Raw genomic sequence first — 16332 nt, 5'->3', positions numbered from 1 at the left:
TGAAAATTTGGCGCGACCCTAGCCTCCCCGGCGGAAGGTTCAACTGGCGGTCGGCGGTTCTACCGCCCAGGAACGGGGCGGCGTATTGCAGCAGCGGATGGCAAGCTCGAGGGAACGGCGCCCAGCGGCCGGCGTTAGCGGAACATGTTCGTCCGAGACCACCTCGCCGTCGTCTCCCACTGGGCCAGAGATCAGCTCCGCGACGGCGCCGACACGCCCGAACACGCCGAAGCGCTGAGGCAGTTGATCGAAGCGGCCGAAGCGCTGCGCAGCGAGCTGACGCCGGCGCCGCAATCGGGCGCCAACATCATCTCGCTCGACCAATTCCGGCAACGCGCGAGCTGAAGCGCGTCAGGAACAGCAGGGATCAGAAATTGTCGGCGCCGCCGAGCGGGGACAAGCTGCTCGGCGGCGCCTGCAGGCCTCGCAGCAGGCTGGGTGGGGGACGCACGCGGAGGCCTGGTCTGATGAAGACGCCCCGGTCCGCGCGAATAAGCCCCCCTCAGAGCCCACGAGTGCGGATCGACACGTCGAATGACGCTCGATCGCCGCCGGTGCACATCCGTCCGGTAGTCTGGTTCGAACCGTCACGAGCCCCGGCGACGTTCGTCACATTAGCGATACATGTTCCTTGTCGATTCGCAACATGCATCGCGATACCGCAGCTAACAAAAACGCAACGCCGTAAGCGGTTTTTCGCGGGCGCGCCGTTCAGCGCCCTTTGTCGAGGCTGTCGCGCGTGCGCGTGCTTGGTCTAAAAGCGCTGATGCGCCAAGCTGTTGGCGAAACCAGGAGGCGGGAATGGCGGCACAGATCGAGATCGGCGCATCGCCAGAAGGCGTGCAGACGATGTCGCTGAAGCGGGCCAACCGCCATGGCCTTATCGCCGGCGCCACCGGCACCGGCAAGACGGTGACATTGCAAGTGCTGGCGGAAGCGTTCGCGCGCGAAGGCGTCAACGTCTTCGCCGCCGACATTAAGGGCGATCTCTCCGGCTGCGCCGGCACGGACGCGTCGCCGCCCGAATGGGCCAGCGCGCGCGCCGCCGAGATCAACCTGCCGCTGACGCCGGAAGCCGCGCCGGTGACGTTCTGGGACGTCTACGGCGAACTCGGCCACCCGGTGCGCACCACCGTCACCGAAATGGGCCCGGTGCTGATGGGCCGCGTGCTGGAAGCGACGGCGGCGCAGGAAGGCGCGCTGACGATCGCGTTCCGCTTGGCGGACGATTGGATCAAGGACGGCAAGAACGAAGGCCTCTTGCTCGATCTCAACGATCTGCGGGCGCTGCTGACCTACATCTCCGAAAACAGCGACGATATCGGCAAGCAATACGGCCTCGTCACACCGCAGTCGATCGCGGCGCTGCAGCGCAAGATCTTGCAACTCGAAATGGACGGCGCCGACCGCTTCTTCGGCGAGCCGGCGTTTAAGCTGGAAGAGCTGCTGCGTCCGCGCGAGGACGGCAAGGGCACGATCCATGTGCTGGCGTCGGAACGGTTGGTGCAGAGCCCCCGGCTCTACTCGGCGTTCCTGCTCTGGCTGATGAGCGAACTCTGGGAAGAGCTGCCGGAAGTCGGCGATCAGCCGAAGCCGAAGCTCGTCTTCTTTTTCGACGAGGCGCACCTGCTCTTCCGCGATGCGCCGAAGGAGCTGGTGAACAAGGTCGAGCAAGTGGTGCGGCTGATCCGCTCCAAGGGCGTCGGCATCTATTTCGTGACGCAATCGCCGACCGACGTGCCGGATATTGTTCTCTCCCAGCTCGGCAACCGCTTCCAGCACGCGCTGCGCGCCTACACGCCCACCGACCAGAAAGCGGTGCGCGCGGCGGCGCAGAGCTTCCGCGCCAACGAGAATGTCGACGTGGCGAAAGAAATCCAGGAGCTCGGCGTCGGCGAAGCGCTAGTCTCGACACTCGACGACAAAGGCGCGCCCACGCCGGTGGCGCGGACGAAGATCCGCCCGCCCAATTCCCATGTCGGCCCGATCCTGTTGAGCGAACGGCAAACCATGATGCGCGCCAACACGGCAGGGCGCGTGTACGAGAACGCCGTCGACCGCGAGAGCGCGCACGAGATTCTCGGCCGCCGCGCTGAAGAATTGGCGGAATTGGCCGCGCGAGAAGAAGAACGCGAGGCGCGCGAGAAGGAAGACGCGCGCGCCGCCAAGGGCCGCGCGCGCGCGGGCGGCGCCTCCCGGAGCGGCGGTTCGACCCGGCGCCCGCCGTCGCGCACGACTCCGCTCGAGCGCCAGGGCGGCCGCGTCGCCAGCGGCATGATGAACACTATCGTGCGCGAACTGATGCGCGGCATTCTAGGCACGCCGACACGCCGGCGGCGGCGTTGAAATTCTGGCATCGGAACAAGGTTGATTATTCCGGACGCACGAACCGCGATCCGGATCCCAGGGACCAGGGCTGATCATGGACGGGGCGGTCGAAACCGAAACCATCGTCGTCACCGCGCCGCGTTTGCCTGCGGCCGAGGGCGAAGCGGTTTACTCGTCGCTGCCGATCGACCCCGCGACGCTCGAAGAAGCGCTGCGGCTCGATCAAGCGCTCGCGGTGGCGCCCGCCGCCAATCTCTTCCGCCGCAACGACAGCGGCGCCGCCAACCCGACCGTGCAAGGCCTCTCCCTGCGCGCGATTGGTCCGTCCGGCGCCGGCCGCGCTTTGGTGACGCTCGACGGCGCGCCGCAGCACGATCCGTTCGGCGGCTGGGTGATCTGGGGTGCGCTCGCGCCGGAGCTGATCGCGCGCGCCAACGTCATTCGCGGCGCGGGCGCTGGGCCGTACGGCGCCGGCGCGCTGACGGGCGTGATCGATCTCGAGGAACGCACTGCGCCCGGCTTCAGCCTCCGCGCCGAACACGGCGAGCGCGACTACACGCGCGTCGCCGGCGTCGGCGGCGCCGGCGACGAACGCTTCAGCGCTCTCCTAGCGGCGTTCATCGAACACGACGACGGCTGGATTCCGACGCGCGAAAGCCGCGGCGCAGCCGATGCGCCGCTCTGGCGCGACGCGATGAGCGGCGCGGCGCGCGTACAGGCGATGCAAGGCGACATGCTGATCTCGGCGCGGCTTTCCGGTTATGCGGAAGAGCGCGGCTCAGGCTTGGTCGGCGCCGACTCCAGCGCCGATGGCGCCGCCGTGAGCCTCACTCTGGTGCAGTCGCCGCGCGCCGATGCGCTCGGCTGGCGCCTGCAGGCCTGGGCGCGCGAGAGCGACATGAGCAACAGCTTCGTCGCCGTTTCGGCCGACCGCAGCACGACGACGCCCGCCGCGCTGCAGTACGCCACGCCCGCGTTCGGCTGGGGCGCGAACGCAGCGCTGCGGTGGAGCAACGCCGAGATCGGCCTCGACCTGCGCGCCAGTGACGGCGAGACACGCGAGCGCTTCTTTTTCGCCGGCGGCGAATTCACGCGCTCAAGGGTGGCTGGCGGCGCGACGCTGAGCGCCGGCGCCTACGCCGAAGGCTGGCGTACGTTCGGCGAAACCCTGCTCTCCGGCGGCGTGCGGCTCGATTGGTGGAGCGCCTCCGAAGGCCGGCGGCTCGAGCGCAATCTGCTGACCGGCGCGCCGACGCTCGACGTGAACCCGGAAGACCGCAGCGCCTGGGCGCCGACAGCACGCCTCGGCGTGCGGCGCGCGCTCGGCGAGCTCGATCTCCGCGCCGCCGCCTACGCCGGTTTTCGTCCGCCGACCTTGAACGAACTCCACCGCCCCTTCCGCGTCGGCAATGACGTGACCGAAGCCAATCCGGCGCTCGATCCCGAACAGCTCTACGGCGTCGACGCAGCAATCGGGCACGAAAGTGAGGAATTGAGCTGGAGCGTCGGCGTGTTCGCGGTGCAGCTGGTCGATCCGATCACCAACGTCACGCTCGGCATGGGCCCGGGCACGTTTCCGCCCGGCGTCAACGTCCCTGCCGGCGGCGCTTATCGGCAGCGACTCAATGCCGGCGTGATCGAGGCGGTCGGCGTCGAAGCCGATGCGCGCGGCGCCTGGAGCGATGCGCTGAGCTGGCGCGCGGCGCTGAGCTACACGGACGCTGAAGTCGACGGCGAAGACGTTGCGCCCCAACTCACCGGTCTCAGGCCCGCGCAGGCGCCGGCGTGGAGCGCGACGGCGGGCCTCGCCTGGCGACCGTGGGCCGGCGGCGAACTCGGCGCCGATCTCCGCTACGAAAGCGCGCGCTTCGACGACGATCTCAACACCCGCCGCCTCGAAGCGGCGCTGACGCTTGATCTGCGTTACGAACAGGATGTGACGGCAAATACGGCGGTGTTCGTCGCGCTGGACAACGCGCTCGACGCCGCGATCGAGACCGGCGCGACCGCCGACGACGTAACGCTCTACGGCGCCCCACGTAGTGTGCGCATCGGCCTTCGACTCACGGGCTGAGCTCACGCACGGCGCTCAGCGCCGCGTCGATCTCCGCCGGCGTGTTGCGAATGCTGGGCGTGAGGCGCACCCACGGACGCGCATAAGGCGCAGCGGAAGCGACAATGCGCCGATCGCGCAGGCGCGACACAATCGCATCGGGGGATGCGCCGTCGATGTCGAACGAGACAATGCCCGCCGAAAGCTCCGGCGCGAGCGGCGTCGCGAGGGTGACGCCATCGATGCCGCGCAGGCCCTCCTTCAGCTGTGAGGCGAGTTCGTGCGTGCGCGCCTCGACACGATCCTTGCCCAGCGCATCGTGTAGCGCGAACGCCTCCGGCAAGGCCCAGCGATGCTCGAACGCCTTGAACCCGCCCGGACTGGCGCGTGCGCCGCTCGCGCCGGCGCCAGGCTCGCGCCCCGTGATCCAGGCGTCGAACACGCCGTCGTCGAGAAAGCTCGGAATCTGCGTGTCGATCCGCCGCCACGCCGCATCGCGGCCGGCGATCATGCCGGTGCCGCGCGGGCCGAACAGCCATTTATGGCAGCCCGAGGCGATGAAGTCGCAACCGAGCGCATCGAGCGTGACGTCCTGATTGCCGTAGCCGTGCACGCCGTCCAACACGAACAGAATCCGTTCTGCTTCGTCTCGGCCGCCATTGGCGGCTTCGATCACGTCGGCGATCGCCTTCACGGGAATCTTAAGCCCGGTGCTCGAATGCACCCAGGTGAGGCCGACGACGCGCGTGCGCGGCGTGATCGCCGCGGCGATGCGCCCGGCCAGCTCGGCCGCGCTCACCCCCTCCGGCGTCTCGCCATGCAAGGAGACGCGCCGCTGCACCGCGCCCGTGCGCGCGCAGGCGAGCCGCGCCGATTCATGGGTGACGAAATAATCCTGCTCGGTCGTCAGAATCTCGTCGCCCGGCGCGAGCCGCAGGCCCGCATACACGATCCCGACGCCCATCGTCGTGCTGTCGACCAACGCGATCTGCCGCGGCGCGACAGACAGGTACGAGCCCGCGGCCGCGCGCGCCGCCTCCGTCAAACGCTGATTGTTGGCCTCGAGATAGCCGACCGTGTCGCGATCGAGCGCGCGGCGATGGCGCTCGATCCCCTCGCGCACAGGCCGCGGGTGCGAGGCGAGCAGCATCGCGCTCATGTCGATCAGGCCGCGCTCGATCGCGAACTGGCGGCGCACCCGGTCCCAGGCGTCGCGCGCACGCAAATCGCCGTAATCGCTCGCGGAATCGTCCGCGCACGCCGCCGTGACGGACGCGGCCAATCCTGTTGCGGCGATGAAGGTTCTTCTATCCAGGCTCATCGCGCCACCGGCCCGCCTCACCGCTAACGAGCGCCGAACACGTGGGTTCCTGGTAAGGCGGCTGCGATGTCGGCTGCGCCCGCTGCGCTAGGATCGTCGCGGCAGCGGCGAGTCGGTTCTGTAGCGCGGCCGCCAATGCTCGATGTCGCCGACGAAAACGTCGCTGGCGATCGCTGGATCGGCGGCCATGATCGCGCGCGCCGCCGCGATGTCGGCCGCCACCACAATCGCCATGCCGCCCTCGCTCTCGACAAATCCGCCGGCGGCGAAGGCGCGTCCGTCCGCCACCAGCTGTCGCCAGTACGCTGCATGCGATCCGAGCGCCTGCCGGCTCATCGGCTCGCCCGCGCGCCAAGCCGGCCCCGGCCGGAACGTGAAGATGAAGAGCTCCACCGCCGCGCCCTCCTCCGTTTGCGCCAGAGCTGTTCGCAACGTGGAGCATGCCGCCACGACCGCCGCTACTGGGCTGAGTACCAGCAATCGCCGCGCAAAGCTGTGTTCGCTCATAGCGACCTCCCGGACCGAGCTTGAGCAACGATTCTAGCACCGAGTTGGCGCTATCACTAATCCACGATCCCGCTCTTCCACTCCGCATCGCGCCGCGGCAGCGCGAGATAGCTTTCGCTGCGCATTTCCATGAGGCGCGAGGCGGTCCGTTCGAACTCGAAGCTCTGGTCGCCTTCTGGATAGAGCCTCTGCGGCTCGGCGTCGGCGGAGGCGATCAGCTTCACCTTCGCCTCGTAGAGCGCGTCGATCAACGTGCGGAAGCGCGCCGCCTCCTCGCGCTTGGCCGGCGAGAGCTTCGGAATGTCTTCCAGCAGCACGGTGTGGAAGCGCTCGGCGATCTCGAGATAATCCGCCGCGCCCAGCGGCCGCGCGCACAGCTCCTCGAACCCAAACCGCGCGACGCCCGCCGCTTCGCGCTCCACTTTGAGCGCCCGCCCGTTGACATCGAGCGTCACCGCCTGCGCGTGCGCGCCGTGCGTCAGCCGCTTCCAGGCTTGTTCGATCGCCTCCTCCGCCGCCGGCCCGAGCGGGGCATAATAAACCGGCGCCGCCATCAGCCGCTCCAGCCGATAGTCGCGCGGGCCGGCGATCTCGATCACCTTGAGCTTCTCTTTCAGCAGCGCGATGAACGGCAGAAAGAGCTGGCGGTTGAGGCCGTTCTTGTAGAGTTCGTCCGGCGGCCGGTTCGATGTGGCGACGATCACCACGTCCAACGCGAACAGCCGTTCGAACAGCCGGCCCAGGATCATCGCGTCGGCAATGTCGGTGACCTGCACTTCGTCGAAGCACAGAAGCCGCGCGCCGGCGGCGACCTTTTCCGCAATCTCCGCGATCAGCTGATCCTGCCCCGCGCCGCGCGCGCGCGCCTCGCGCAGCGCCGCATGCTGCTCGAGCATGAACTCGTGGAAGTGCACCCGGCGCTTCTTCTTGGTCGGCGCATGCTCGAAGAACAGGTCCATCAGCAGCGACTTGCCGCGCCCGACCGGTCCCCAGAGGTAGAGCCCGCGCGGCGTTGCGCCCTTGCCCAGCCACGCGTCGGGCCGCCAGCGCTCCAGCTCCCCCGCCAGCCGGTCGAGCCGCTCGGCGCCGCGGCGCTGGGCGGCGTCGGCTACCAGATCGCCCGCCGCGAGGCGCTCTTCGTACGCAGCCAGGGGCGAGTTCATTCCGTCTCCAAAAAGCGTGGCGGGTCCAGCGCTTAAACCCCGCTCCCGCAGTTCAAGGCAAGCCGCCCCTTTTCCAGGAACCGGCCGCGTGCTTCCCTGCGTTGAGTCGCAAGCTCTGGGACCACCTTCTTCGCATGACGCAGTTGGAAGCCGCCGTCCCGTCCCGCACGGCCCAAGCCGCGCCCGCCAAGCACATCGTCGACGTGCTGATCGAGGAGCGCGCGCCGAAACTGTCGGCCAGCCCCTGGTGGCCGCTGCTGCGGCCGCAGCTCTATACGATCCTCAACTACGACAAGGCCGTGCGCATGGCCGACCAGATCGCGCCGATGGGCGGGCGCGAGGCGCTGGAGACGGTGTCGGAGCTGCTTTCGGTGAAGCTCGAAATGACGGGCGTCGAGCGCGTCCCGAAGGACGGCGCCTTCCTGATTCTCGCCAACCACCCGACCGGCATCACCGACGGCGTTGCGCTCTACGACGCCGTGAAGCCGCACCGGCCGGATGTGATGTTCTATGCCAACTCCGACGCCGAGCGGGTCTGCAAGCGCTTCAACGACGTGCTGATCCCGGTCGAATGGGTGCAGGCCAAGCGCACGCGCGAGCGCACCCGCGTGACGCTGAAGATGACCGACGAGGCTTTCGAACAAGGCCGCCCGCTGGCGATCTTCCCGTCCGGCCGCCTCGCCCGCATGCGCGACGGCGTGCTGACCGATCCGGAATGGATGTCGACGGCGGTGAGCTTGGCGCGCAAGTACGAACTGCCGATCCTGCCCGTGCACATGGCCGGGCCGTACTCGTTCTGGTTTCACACCTTCGCGAAGATCTCGCCGGAGCTGCGCGACATCACGCTTTTCCACGAGCTGTTGAACAAACAGGGCAAGACTTATCAGTTGACGTTCGGCCCTCTCATCCCCTGGCAGCAAGCCGTCGGGGACGCGACCAGCATCACCCGGAAGATGAAGCACTACATCGAACGCGTGCTTCCCGGCGCGCCGGACGCGCCCTTCGATCCCGACGGCCCGGAATGCGCCTGGCGCGATCCGCCGAAGCCGCCGGCCTGATTCTCACGTCCGCTTGATTCTGAAATTTTGGCCATAGACGCACGTCACAACGCAGCGCAGAGTGATGATGCGAGGGTTGGGCACGGAGGGGAGACTTCCATGCGCGCCCGTGTGATGGCGATTGCGTTCTGGTGTGCGTTGGCTGCGAGCACGGCGGCGATCCCGTACATTCCGCCGCCACAACCTGTGTATGAAGCGCCGATCGATCGCGCGCTCGAGAACGTCGCGGCGATGGAGGGCCTCGACCCGGCGCAGCGCGAGCAATTGCTCGGCCGCCTGAACCTGCTCGCCTACGCGCGCGACGACGGCGCGTTCACTTACATGCGGGAGAACCACGAGTTCGTCGAAGCGGGCCCCATTCCGTGCGCCGAGGCCTACCCGCAGCGTTACCCGCCGCCCGAGGCGCCGCAATCCTTCCCGCCCGACGCGTTCTGTGCGGCGTTTGATTTCGCCCTTGGCCCGCGCAGCGAAACGCCGAACCTTGCGCCGCAGGCGCCTGGCGATGACGCCATGGCTCGCCTCGAAGCGGCGCGCACGCACTATGCGCGCGCGCTCGCACTGCAGGCGGACAATCTGCGCGCACGGCTCGGATACGCCTACACGCTCGATCGGCTCGGCCGGCTACGCGAGGCGCGCCGCCAGCTGCGCGACATCATGCGGCGGGGCATGCCGCGTCTCGCCGGCGCGCAATCGGAGTGGGAGGACCACGCCGTGCTCACCGAAACCGCCGCGCACCTCGGCCACTTGGCGACATCGCGCAGCGACCGCGCGCGGGTTGAACGCCTGCGCGCTCGCCTCGAAGCCAGTCAACCGATCATCTATGTGACACCCATCGTTGTGCCGCTGAGCGACGCGCCATTCGAGCGCTTGATCGACACGCGCTCAGACGTGGCGTTCGACTTCGCCGGCACCGGCGACACCCGCGCGCAAGGCTGGCTCACCGCCGACGCGGCGTGGCTGGTCTGGGATCCCGAATGGCGCGGCGAAGTGCGCTCTGGCTTCGACCTGATCGGCCAGCGCACCTGGGCGGTGTTCTGGAGCGATGGTTTCGAAGCGCTGCGCGCACTCGACGATAATCGAGACGGCGAACTCACAGCCGCGGAACTCGGCGGCCTCTCGCTCTGGCGCGACGAAGACGGCGACGGGATCAGCGATCCCGGCGAAGTGTTGCCCGCCAACGTCCACGGCATCGCCGCGCTCAGCGTCCGAGGAGAGCCGACCCGGCGCGGCCTCATCACCGCGCCCGCCGGCGTACGGTTCGAGGATGGCCGCACGCGCCCGCTTTACGACTGGACCCCGGGCCCAGAGCGCGCCGCCGTCAGCTAGTGCGTTAAATCCTCGGCGCCGCGGTCGACCGCCCCGTTCGCTTTGCCGTTGCGGCGGCGCTGCATGTACATGTAGCCGCCGGCGGCGAGTGCGGCGGCGCCGAGCGCCGCGGATGTCCACGTGATCGGATGTTCACGCATGCTCTGCAAGGTCGCATGCGTCGCGCCGCGCGCCTGTTCGGAGACGGCGCGTCCGGCTTTCATCGCTCGGTTTTGCGATCCTTTCGTCGCGCTCTCGGGCGCGCCGGCTTCGGCTTGAGTATTGGCCATCTGACTGAAGCTCCTTCTGGCGTAGTTGGTCGCCTCGCCCTTGCGGGCGAGAGGGCGCGTCCCGGTTCTCTGCGGACGCGGGACCCTATCCGGCGAACGCGAGCGCCGAACGACCGTTCCGACGGAGCAGGCCGAAACAGCGTTTGATGGAAGCGGATTTAGAGCTTGCGCTCCACCATCGCCTTTTTGATCTCGGCGATGGCCTTGGCGGGGTTGAGGCCCTTGGGGCAGACCTGGGCGCAGTTCATGATGGTGTGGCAGCGATAGAGCTTGAACGGATCTTCGAGCGCATCGAGCCTTTCGCCTTGCATCTCGTCGCGGCTGTCTGCGATCCAGCGATAGGCCTGCAGCAGCGCCGCCGGGCCGAAGAAGCGCTCGCTGTTCCACCAATAGGAAGGGCACGAGGTCGAGCAACAGGCGCAGAGGATGCACTCGTAGAGGCCGTCGAGCTTGGCGCGCTCTTCGGGGCTCTGGCGCCATTCGCCGTCCGGCTCGGGCGTGACGGTTTGCAGATACGGCTGGATCGCCGCGTACTGCGCCATGAAATTGGTGAGGTCCGGCACCAGATCCTTCAGCACCGGCTGGTGCGGCAGCGGCGAGATGGCGATGGCGCCGCCTTTGATCTCGTCGATCCCCTTGGTGCAGGCGAGCGTGTTGCGCCCGTCGATATTCATCGCACAGGAGCCGCAAATGCCTTCGCGGCACGAGCGGCGGAACGAGAGGGTCGGGTCGACCTCGTTTTTGATGTAGATGATGGCGTCGAGCACCATCGGGCCGCACTTGTCGAGATCGATCGTGTAGGTGTCCCAGCGCGGGTTTTCGCCGGTCTCGGGATCGTAGCGGTAGATCTTGAACTCGCGCGGGCGCTTGGCCCCTTCTGGGCGCGCGTGGCGCTTGCCCGGCTTGACCTTGGAATTCTGCGGCAGCGTGAGTTCGACCATGGCGGGCGCGAACCTGACGAGCGCCGCAGCGCCCGTCAAGCGCGCCAAATGCCCTACTCGGCCGGCTTTTGCGTGGCGTGACCGGCCTGGGCGCCCGCGCCGTACCAGTCGATCCGCCGGGTGGCGATCATGGTGGCGGCAATGACGGCGAAGGCGACGATCGAGCCGGCCAGCAGCGCAAAGTCCTCCAGCGTCATCAGCACGTACATGGCTGCGTAAAGCAGAGCGAGACCGGCGAGCGCCCGCACGCCAACGGCGCGTGAGGCGAACGAGGCGCCGGCGTAAAAGGCGAGCAGCAGCACGGTCGCGGCCGCCGCGATCAGGAAGGCTGGCGTGAAGCCGATCAGCTCGGTGATCGACAACAGCAAGAGATAGAACACGCACTGGGCGAGGCCGACCAGGAGGTATTGCGCCGGGTGCGCCTTGCGCCCGCTGACCGCCTCGAAAATCAAGGTCGCCAGGAAGACGATGCCGATGAACATGATGCCATAGCGCACCGCGCGGGCGACGCCTTGATACACGTCATCCGAGGCGACGAAGCTCACGGCCATGTCGCGCCCGGCGGCGAGGCCGAGATTGAACGTGTTGAGATCGGCCGCCGCCTCCATGCCGCGCGCGACGAACGGCACACGCCACGTGACGGCGAAGCCCTCGGCGTCCGGCGACACCGGATCGGCGGCCTGGAAGTAGCCTTCGGCGCGCACGTCCTGGCGATCGCCGCGGATGCTGACAGACGTGTCCTGCGCGAACGCGGCGACGGAGAAACGCTGCGCGCCGGTGAGCTGGAGCCGCGTCTCGACGCTGAAGTCGGTCGGGCCAATCAAACGCGCTGGGGCTGCAAAGGCTTGCAGGTTGCCAGGCAGCGGCGCCATCGGCGTCGAGGAGAGCCCGGGCCGCGTGTAGTCGGCCGCGACCGGTACGGCTGCGACGCTCAAATCGGAGATCGGCTCGAACGTCGCCGTCGCGCCGTCGGGAAAGCGCAATTCGGCGGCGTTGCGGATGGCGCGGCTGTCGCTGACGAACATCACCACGCGCGCCTGCGTCCAGTCGAAGCGATAGGCGGGATCGACGCCCTCGAGCGCCGCGGCGGGGCGGAAGCTCGCATCGAGCTCCGTCACGGCTTCATAGACGGCGGCGCGATAAATTCCGCGCCGGCGCTCGACGACGCTGAGCACCGCGTCGGCGGCGCCGGTTTCGGCGAACACGACGAACGAACCGCGCTCGGTGCGCCGCTGCGTGCGGCCCTCATCATCCGTGGTTTCGAGCGTGCGCTGGTAGGGCACGAGCAGCATCGGCCCGCCGACGATTTGCGCGCCGCCGGAGCGGGCGCCGATCTCGTGCATCACGGTCGCCGCGCGCGACTGGCGCTCGCCGACCAAGCCGCCGACGAGCAGCAGCGGAACGCCCATCACCAGAACGAGCAGACAAACGAGCAGCAGCTTCAGGCCGAGCGATCCGCGCGGGATCAGGCCTGAGATCGGATTGGTCGCCACGGATTCCCTCCCCGCGGATCGCGTCACATCATGACGCGCACACAACACTGAGCGCCTGGATCAAGGCGATATCTCGACATCGACCGCGCTTTCCGGCGGCGCCCATTCGTTCGGATTGGGCGCGCGGGGCGGCTCGGCGCTCCAGGCGATCACGAACGCCGCCGCGCCCGCCAGCGCACACGCGAGCGACCAAAGCAGCACGATCCAGTCGTAGCTTGAGGTAGTGCGGTCCACGACCGTACGGCCATCCTCGTCAACGATTTCCGGGAGGTCTGAACGCTCGTGGCGAGCGACCGCCCGCGCCACTTCTGCCTGCTCAGCCAATTTTGATTCGGCAGCAGCGATTGAGGCCTGGCGGCGCGAATCGATCAGCAAGTAGCCGGCGATGAACACAACCGGGACCGCGAATCCCCAGGGCGCTGCTGCGGGCATCCAGTCGCGCACGAACAGCCCTAGCGAGCCGACCAGCAATCCGCCCATCACCAGGAATTCGGCGATGCCCTGGCCACGGTCGCCCAGCGCGGCGCGCAGCCGGCGCCGGCGCGCGCCCATTTCATCGAACAGCGAAGCAAAGAAACCGCCCATCGGTCTGGGGATTAGCCCAATGCGGACGCGCGGCAAAGCCGCCGCCCGGGTCGATTTCACGTGATAGAGCCCCTAAACTTCAGGCCAGAGGATTTGCGATGTCAGACCAGCCGAAGCCCAAGGGGAAGCTCAAGCTCAACCTGAAGACGATCGGCGTCGGCGCCGGCGTTCTGCTCGTCGCGCTGGTGCTGCTGGTGGTCGGCTTCATCGCCTTCTTCCCGAAGGAGCTGGCGGCGCGCGAGGCCGAGCGCCGGATCGAGGAAGCGACCGAGCGCGATCTCGTGCTTGGCGGCGAGATCGACGTGTCGTTCTGGCCAGCGCTCGGCTTCTCGGTCGCCAACGCTTCGCTCTCCAACCCGGAAGGCTTTCCGGCCGACCATCCGTTCATCGCCGCCGACCGCATCGTCTTCGCGGTGAAGGTGATGCCGCTCTTGCGCGGCGCGATCGAGGTGAAGGAGCTGATCTTCGAAGGCGCCGAAGTGCGCATGATCGCCGAAGCCGATGGCGGCGCGAACTGGATCTTTCCCACCCGAGAGACTCCGGAAGATCAGTTCACGCTCGACGATCTGCGGCTTGACGACGTCCGCATGATCGACAGCCTGATCTCGTTCCAGGGCGCCGAGGGCGGCGCGCCGCTGGTGCTGGAGGACGTCGACGCCGGCCTCGCGCTCGAATCGCTCGATGCGCCCGCCCGGCTCGATGCAGAGTTCGATTATCGCGGCGAGCGGCTCGATCTCGAAGGCACGGTGCGCATTCCACGCGCGATGCTGGAGAAAGGGCAGACGCCGCTCGCGGCCAATGTGCGCTCGGCGCTGCTCGACGCCAGCTTCGACGGCGCCTTCGACGCCGCAAGCGGCGCCCTCACCGGCCGCGTCGACGCGCGCGGCGACAGCCTGCGCCGTCTGCTCGCCTGGTTCGGCTCGCCGATGGCCGAAGGCGGCGGCTTCGGCCGCTTCAGCCTCGCTGCGCAGATGGCGCGTCAGGGCGAAACCACTGCGTTGACCAGCGCCGCGCTGCAGCTCGACGAGATCGAGGCCCAAGGCAATCTCAACCTTCTCAACCAAGAGAACGGCCGCCTCCGCATCGCCGGCGGACTGACGACCGAGCGCGTCGATCTCAACACCTACCTGCCCGCGCCGGCGCAGGGCCGCGAGGCGAGCGGCGTCGAAGTCGGCTCGTCCTGGAGCCAGGATTCGCTCGATCTCTCCGGTCTGCGCGCGCTCGACGCCGATCTCGATCTCACCATCGGCGCGCTGCAGTTCCAGCGCATGCGTTTCACGAACGTCGCGCTCGACATGCGCATCGCCAACGGCGCCCTCGACGCGCAGCTGACGCGCATCGCGCTTTATGACGGCGCCGGCGTCGCCCGCATGATCGCCGACGGCTCCGGCGCCGTGCCGCGCATCGCCATCGAGATCGACGCCCAGAACATCCAGGCCGAGCCGCTGCTGCGCGACGCGATCGGCTTCGACAAGATCACCGGGCGCGGGCGCCTCACCGCATCCTTGGTCGGCCACGGCGCCTCGCAGGCGGCGATCATGCGCTCGATGCGCGGCAGCGCCGCGTTCGCGTTCAACGACGGACAGTGGAAAGGCATCAATCTCGCCCAGGTGGCGCGCACGGTGCAGGCGGTGGTGAGCGGCGAGGCGGTGGGCGCCGGCGCGGCCACCGATTTCGCCGAACTCGCCGCCAACTTCACCGTCGCCGACGGCGTCGCCGCGACCGACAATCTGCGCCTGCTCAACCCGTTCGTGCGCCTCGAAGGCCGCGGTCTTATCAATATCGGCGCCCAGACCATCGACATGCGCCTCGCCCCGCGCGCGGTGCGTTCGATCGAGGGCCAAGGCGGGCAGGCCGGCGTCGCCGGGCTCGGCATTCCGTTCCGCATCACCGGCCCCTGGTCGCGCGTGAGCTTCCGCCCGGCGATCGAGGACGTCGTGCAACAACAACTCCGCAACGTGCTGAGCCAGCAGGAAAGCGGCAGCCCGCTCGGGCGCCTGGGCGACGCGCTGTTCGGCCGCACGCCCGCAGCGGAGACGCCGGCGCCCGCGACTGAAACGCCCACGCCCGCCGCAGAAGGCGAAACGCCGGCGGCGCCTGCTCCGCAAGAGCGCCCGCGCAACCCGCTCGAAGACATCTTCCGCCGCGCCGTCGAAGGCCAGCGCGAGCAGCCGAAGCAGGAAGAGCCGGCGCCGACGCCGTAGGCCGCCCTACGACGCTATTGCTTCTTCTGCCGCTCGGTCCAGAACACGGCGAGCTTGTTGCCGTCGAGATCGCGGAAGTAAGCGAAGTCGCCGAAGCCCGCGCGCGGGCCGGGCTCGCCCTCGCACTTGCAGCCGAGCTCCAGCGCCTTGGCGTGGATGCGCGCGACATCTTCCTTCTCGTCGACATTGATCGCCAGCATCGTGCCGTTGCCGGGATGGGCCGCTTCGCCATTGTACGGCCGCGTCACCATGATCATCGGCCCCGAACCCAACCGATACATGAGCCCGTGCGGCGTCGGAAACAGCCGCTTGCCGCCCAGCTCGGCGCTCAGCGCATCATAGAATGCGCACGCGCGATCGAAGTCGTTCGAGCCGATACAAACGTAACCGAGTTGCGCCATCGCGGTTTACTCCTCTTGCGTGGGCGAACTGAAGGACCCGTCGCGCGGGCGCGTCAAGGTTCACCCTGCGCTAACCTGCCCGCGCCAACTCCGCGGTGCGGTCCATGCCGATATTGTCCACCAAGGTGTCGGCGTGGCGATGCACGAGCTCCCACGCGCCGCCGCGCCGGCGCCAAACCTGCGTCACCCGAAGCGACCAGTCCTGCTCCGGCAAACCCGCGATCACGGCGCGCTGGCGCTCGATGAACACGAGCACCGCCATGTCTCCGCTGACATAGCCTTCGACGAATTCGAACGTCGCTTCGCCACGGGTGAAGACGCGCGCCAGCTCATCGAGCCGCTCGTCCGTACCGCTAAAACCACGGCTCACGCCGCCGCTCGGCTGCATCAACGTGAAATCCTCGCTGATCGGGCCGACGATCTCATACCACCGGCGCATGTCGCCATTGATGAAAGCTTCGTTCGCGCTTTCCGCGCGCGCGATCAGGCGCGCCAGCGTCGCGCTCTCCTCGGCCTGCCCGTCCGCGCGCGCGCTGCAGCCGTTGAGCGGGAGCATCACCGCGACGAGCGCCGCGAACGCGCGCGCGAGATCGAACCTCCGGCGCCGATCGAACATCACCATCAAAGCCATCCTTTGCGTTGCAACGAGAGGATGGCGCTTCCGTGATACTGCATCCAGTGAT

General features: G+C 68.2%; 15 protein-coding genes. 6 read left to right on the top strand and 9 right to left on the bottom strand.

Going from position 1 to position 16332, the window contains the following annotated elements; genetic code table 11:
- Positions 1 to 144 precede the first annotated feature (144 nt).
- The 3 genes from VEA80_RS02475 (at position 145) to VEA80_RS02465 (ending at position 4402) form a co-directional block, all read left to right on the top strand.
- Positions 145 to 345 carry a hypothetical protein gene (locus VEA80_RS02475; protein ID WP_325059102.1) on the top strand — a complete coding sequence of 67 codons (201 nt, stop codon included), beginning with the start codon at positions 145 to 147 and terminating at the stop codon, positions 343 to 345.
- A gap of 456 nt (positions 346 to 801) precedes the next feature.
- Positions 802 to 2346 (top strand): helicase HerA-like domain-containing protein, encoded by a 1545-nt coding sequence (locus VEA80_RS02470; RefSeq protein WP_325059101.1) that lies wholly within the window; start codon positions 802 to 804, stop codon positions 2344 to 2346.
- A 76-nt stretch (positions 2347 to 2422) separates the two neighbouring features.
- Positions 2423 to 4402, top strand: a complete 1980-nt coding sequence (locus VEA80_RS02465; protein ID WP_325059100.1) for a TonB-dependent receptor — start codon at positions 2423 to 2425, stop codon at positions 4400 to 4402.
- Here VEA80_RS02465 and VEA80_RS02460 read toward each other — a convergent pair.
- From VEA80_RS02460 to zapE, 3 genes are all read right to left on the bottom strand, one after another.
- Positions 4392 to 5702, bottom strand: coding sequence for an aminotransferase class V-fold PLP-dependent enzyme (locus VEA80_RS02460; protein ID WP_325059099.1), 1311 nt, complete (start codon positions 5700 to 5702; stop codon positions 4392 to 4394). The two genes, VEA80_RS02465 and VEA80_RS02460, sit on opposite strands and share 11 nt — an antisense overlap.
- Positions 5703 to 5789: 87 nt before the next feature.
- Entirely contained in the window at positions 5790 to 6209 is a 420-nt protein-coding gene (locus VEA80_RS02455; protein WP_325059098.1) for a YciI family protein, read from the bottom strand.
- A gap of 56 nt (positions 6210 to 6265) precedes the next feature.
- On the bottom strand, positions 6266 to 7372 hold the full coding sequence (gene zapE / locus VEA80_RS02450; protein ID WP_325059097.1) for a cell division protein ZapE: 1107 nt from the start codon (positions 7370 to 7372) through the stop codon (positions 6266 to 6268).
- Positions 7373 to 7506: 134 nt separating this feature from the next.
- Here zapE and VEA80_RS02445 point away from each other — a divergent pair, with 134 nt between their 5' ends.
- Together VEA80_RS02445 and VEA80_RS02440 are read left to right on the top strand one after the other, a co-directional pair.
- Positions 7507 to 8430, top strand: a complete 924-nt coding sequence (locus VEA80_RS02445; RefSeq protein WP_325059096.1) for a 1-acyl-sn-glycerol-3-phosphate acyltransferase — start codon at positions 7507 to 7509, stop codon at positions 8428 to 8430.
- 99 nt (positions 8431 to 8529) lie between these two features.
- Complete coding sequence (locus VEA80_RS02440; protein ID WP_325059095.1) at positions 8530 to 9756, top strand: tetratricopeptide repeat protein; 1227 nt, start codon at positions 8530 to 8532, stop codon at positions 9754 to 9756.
- Here VEA80_RS02440 and VEA80_RS02435 read toward each other — a convergent pair.
- The 4 genes from VEA80_RS02435 to VEA80_RS02420 form a co-directional block, all read right to left on the bottom strand.
- Positions 9753 to 10025 (bottom strand): hypothetical protein, encoded by a 273-nt coding sequence (locus tag VEA80_RS02435; protein ID WP_325059094.1) that lies wholly within the window; start codon positions 10023 to 10025, stop codon positions 9753 to 9755. The genes VEA80_RS02440 and VEA80_RS02435 overlap by 4 nt on opposite strands.
- Before the next feature lie 158 nt (positions 10026 to 10183).
- Complete coding sequence (locus VEA80_RS02430; protein WP_325059232.1) at positions 10184 to 10966, bottom strand: succinate dehydrogenase iron-sulfur subunit; 783 nt, start codon at positions 10964 to 10966, stop codon at positions 10184 to 10186.
- Between the two features lie 53 nt (positions 10967 to 11019).
- Positions 11020 to 12459, bottom strand: coding sequence for a cell envelope integrity protein CreD (gene creD / locus VEA80_RS02425; protein WP_325059093.1), 1440 nt, complete (start codon positions 12457 to 12459; stop codon positions 11020 to 11022).
- A gap of 60 nt (positions 12460 to 12519) precedes the next feature.
- Positions 12520 to 13011: a hypothetical protein gene (locus VEA80_RS02420; protein ID WP_325059092.1), complete on the bottom strand. Its 492-nt coding sequence runs from the start codon at positions 13009 to 13011 to the stop codon at positions 12520 to 12522.
- A gap of 131 nt (positions 13012 to 13142) precedes the next feature.
- Here VEA80_RS02420 and VEA80_RS02415 point away from each other — a divergent pair, with 131 nt between their 5' ends.
- Positions 13143 to 15248, top strand: coding sequence for an AsmA family protein (locus tag VEA80_RS02415; protein ID WP_325059091.1), 2106 nt, complete (start codon positions 13143 to 13145; stop codon positions 15246 to 15248).
- Positions 15249 to 15262: 14 nt separating this feature from the next.
- Here the strand turns inward: VEA80_RS02415 and VEA80_RS02410 are convergent, their stop codons facing one another.
- Positions 15263 to 15649 carry a VOC family protein gene (locus VEA80_RS02410; protein WP_325059090.1) on the bottom strand — a complete coding sequence of 129 codons (387 nt, stop codon included), beginning with the start codon at positions 15647 to 15649 and terminating at the stop codon, positions 15263 to 15265.
- Positions 15650 to 15719: 70 nt separating this feature from the next.
- Positions 15720 to 16271 carry a nuclear transport factor 2 family protein gene (locus VEA80_RS02405; protein ID WP_325059089.1) on the bottom strand — a complete coding sequence of 184 codons (552 nt, stop codon included), beginning with the start codon at positions 16269 to 16271 and terminating at the stop codon, positions 15720 to 15722.
- Positions 16272 to 16332: the final 61 nt, after the last annotated feature.

This window comes from Vitreimonas sp. (assembly GCF_035627415.1).
GTDB lineage: Bacteria > Pseudomonadota > Alphaproteobacteria > Caulobacterales > Aquidulcibacteraceae > Vitreimonas.
This window is presented reverse-complemented; position numbering and strand designations above follow the sequence as displayed.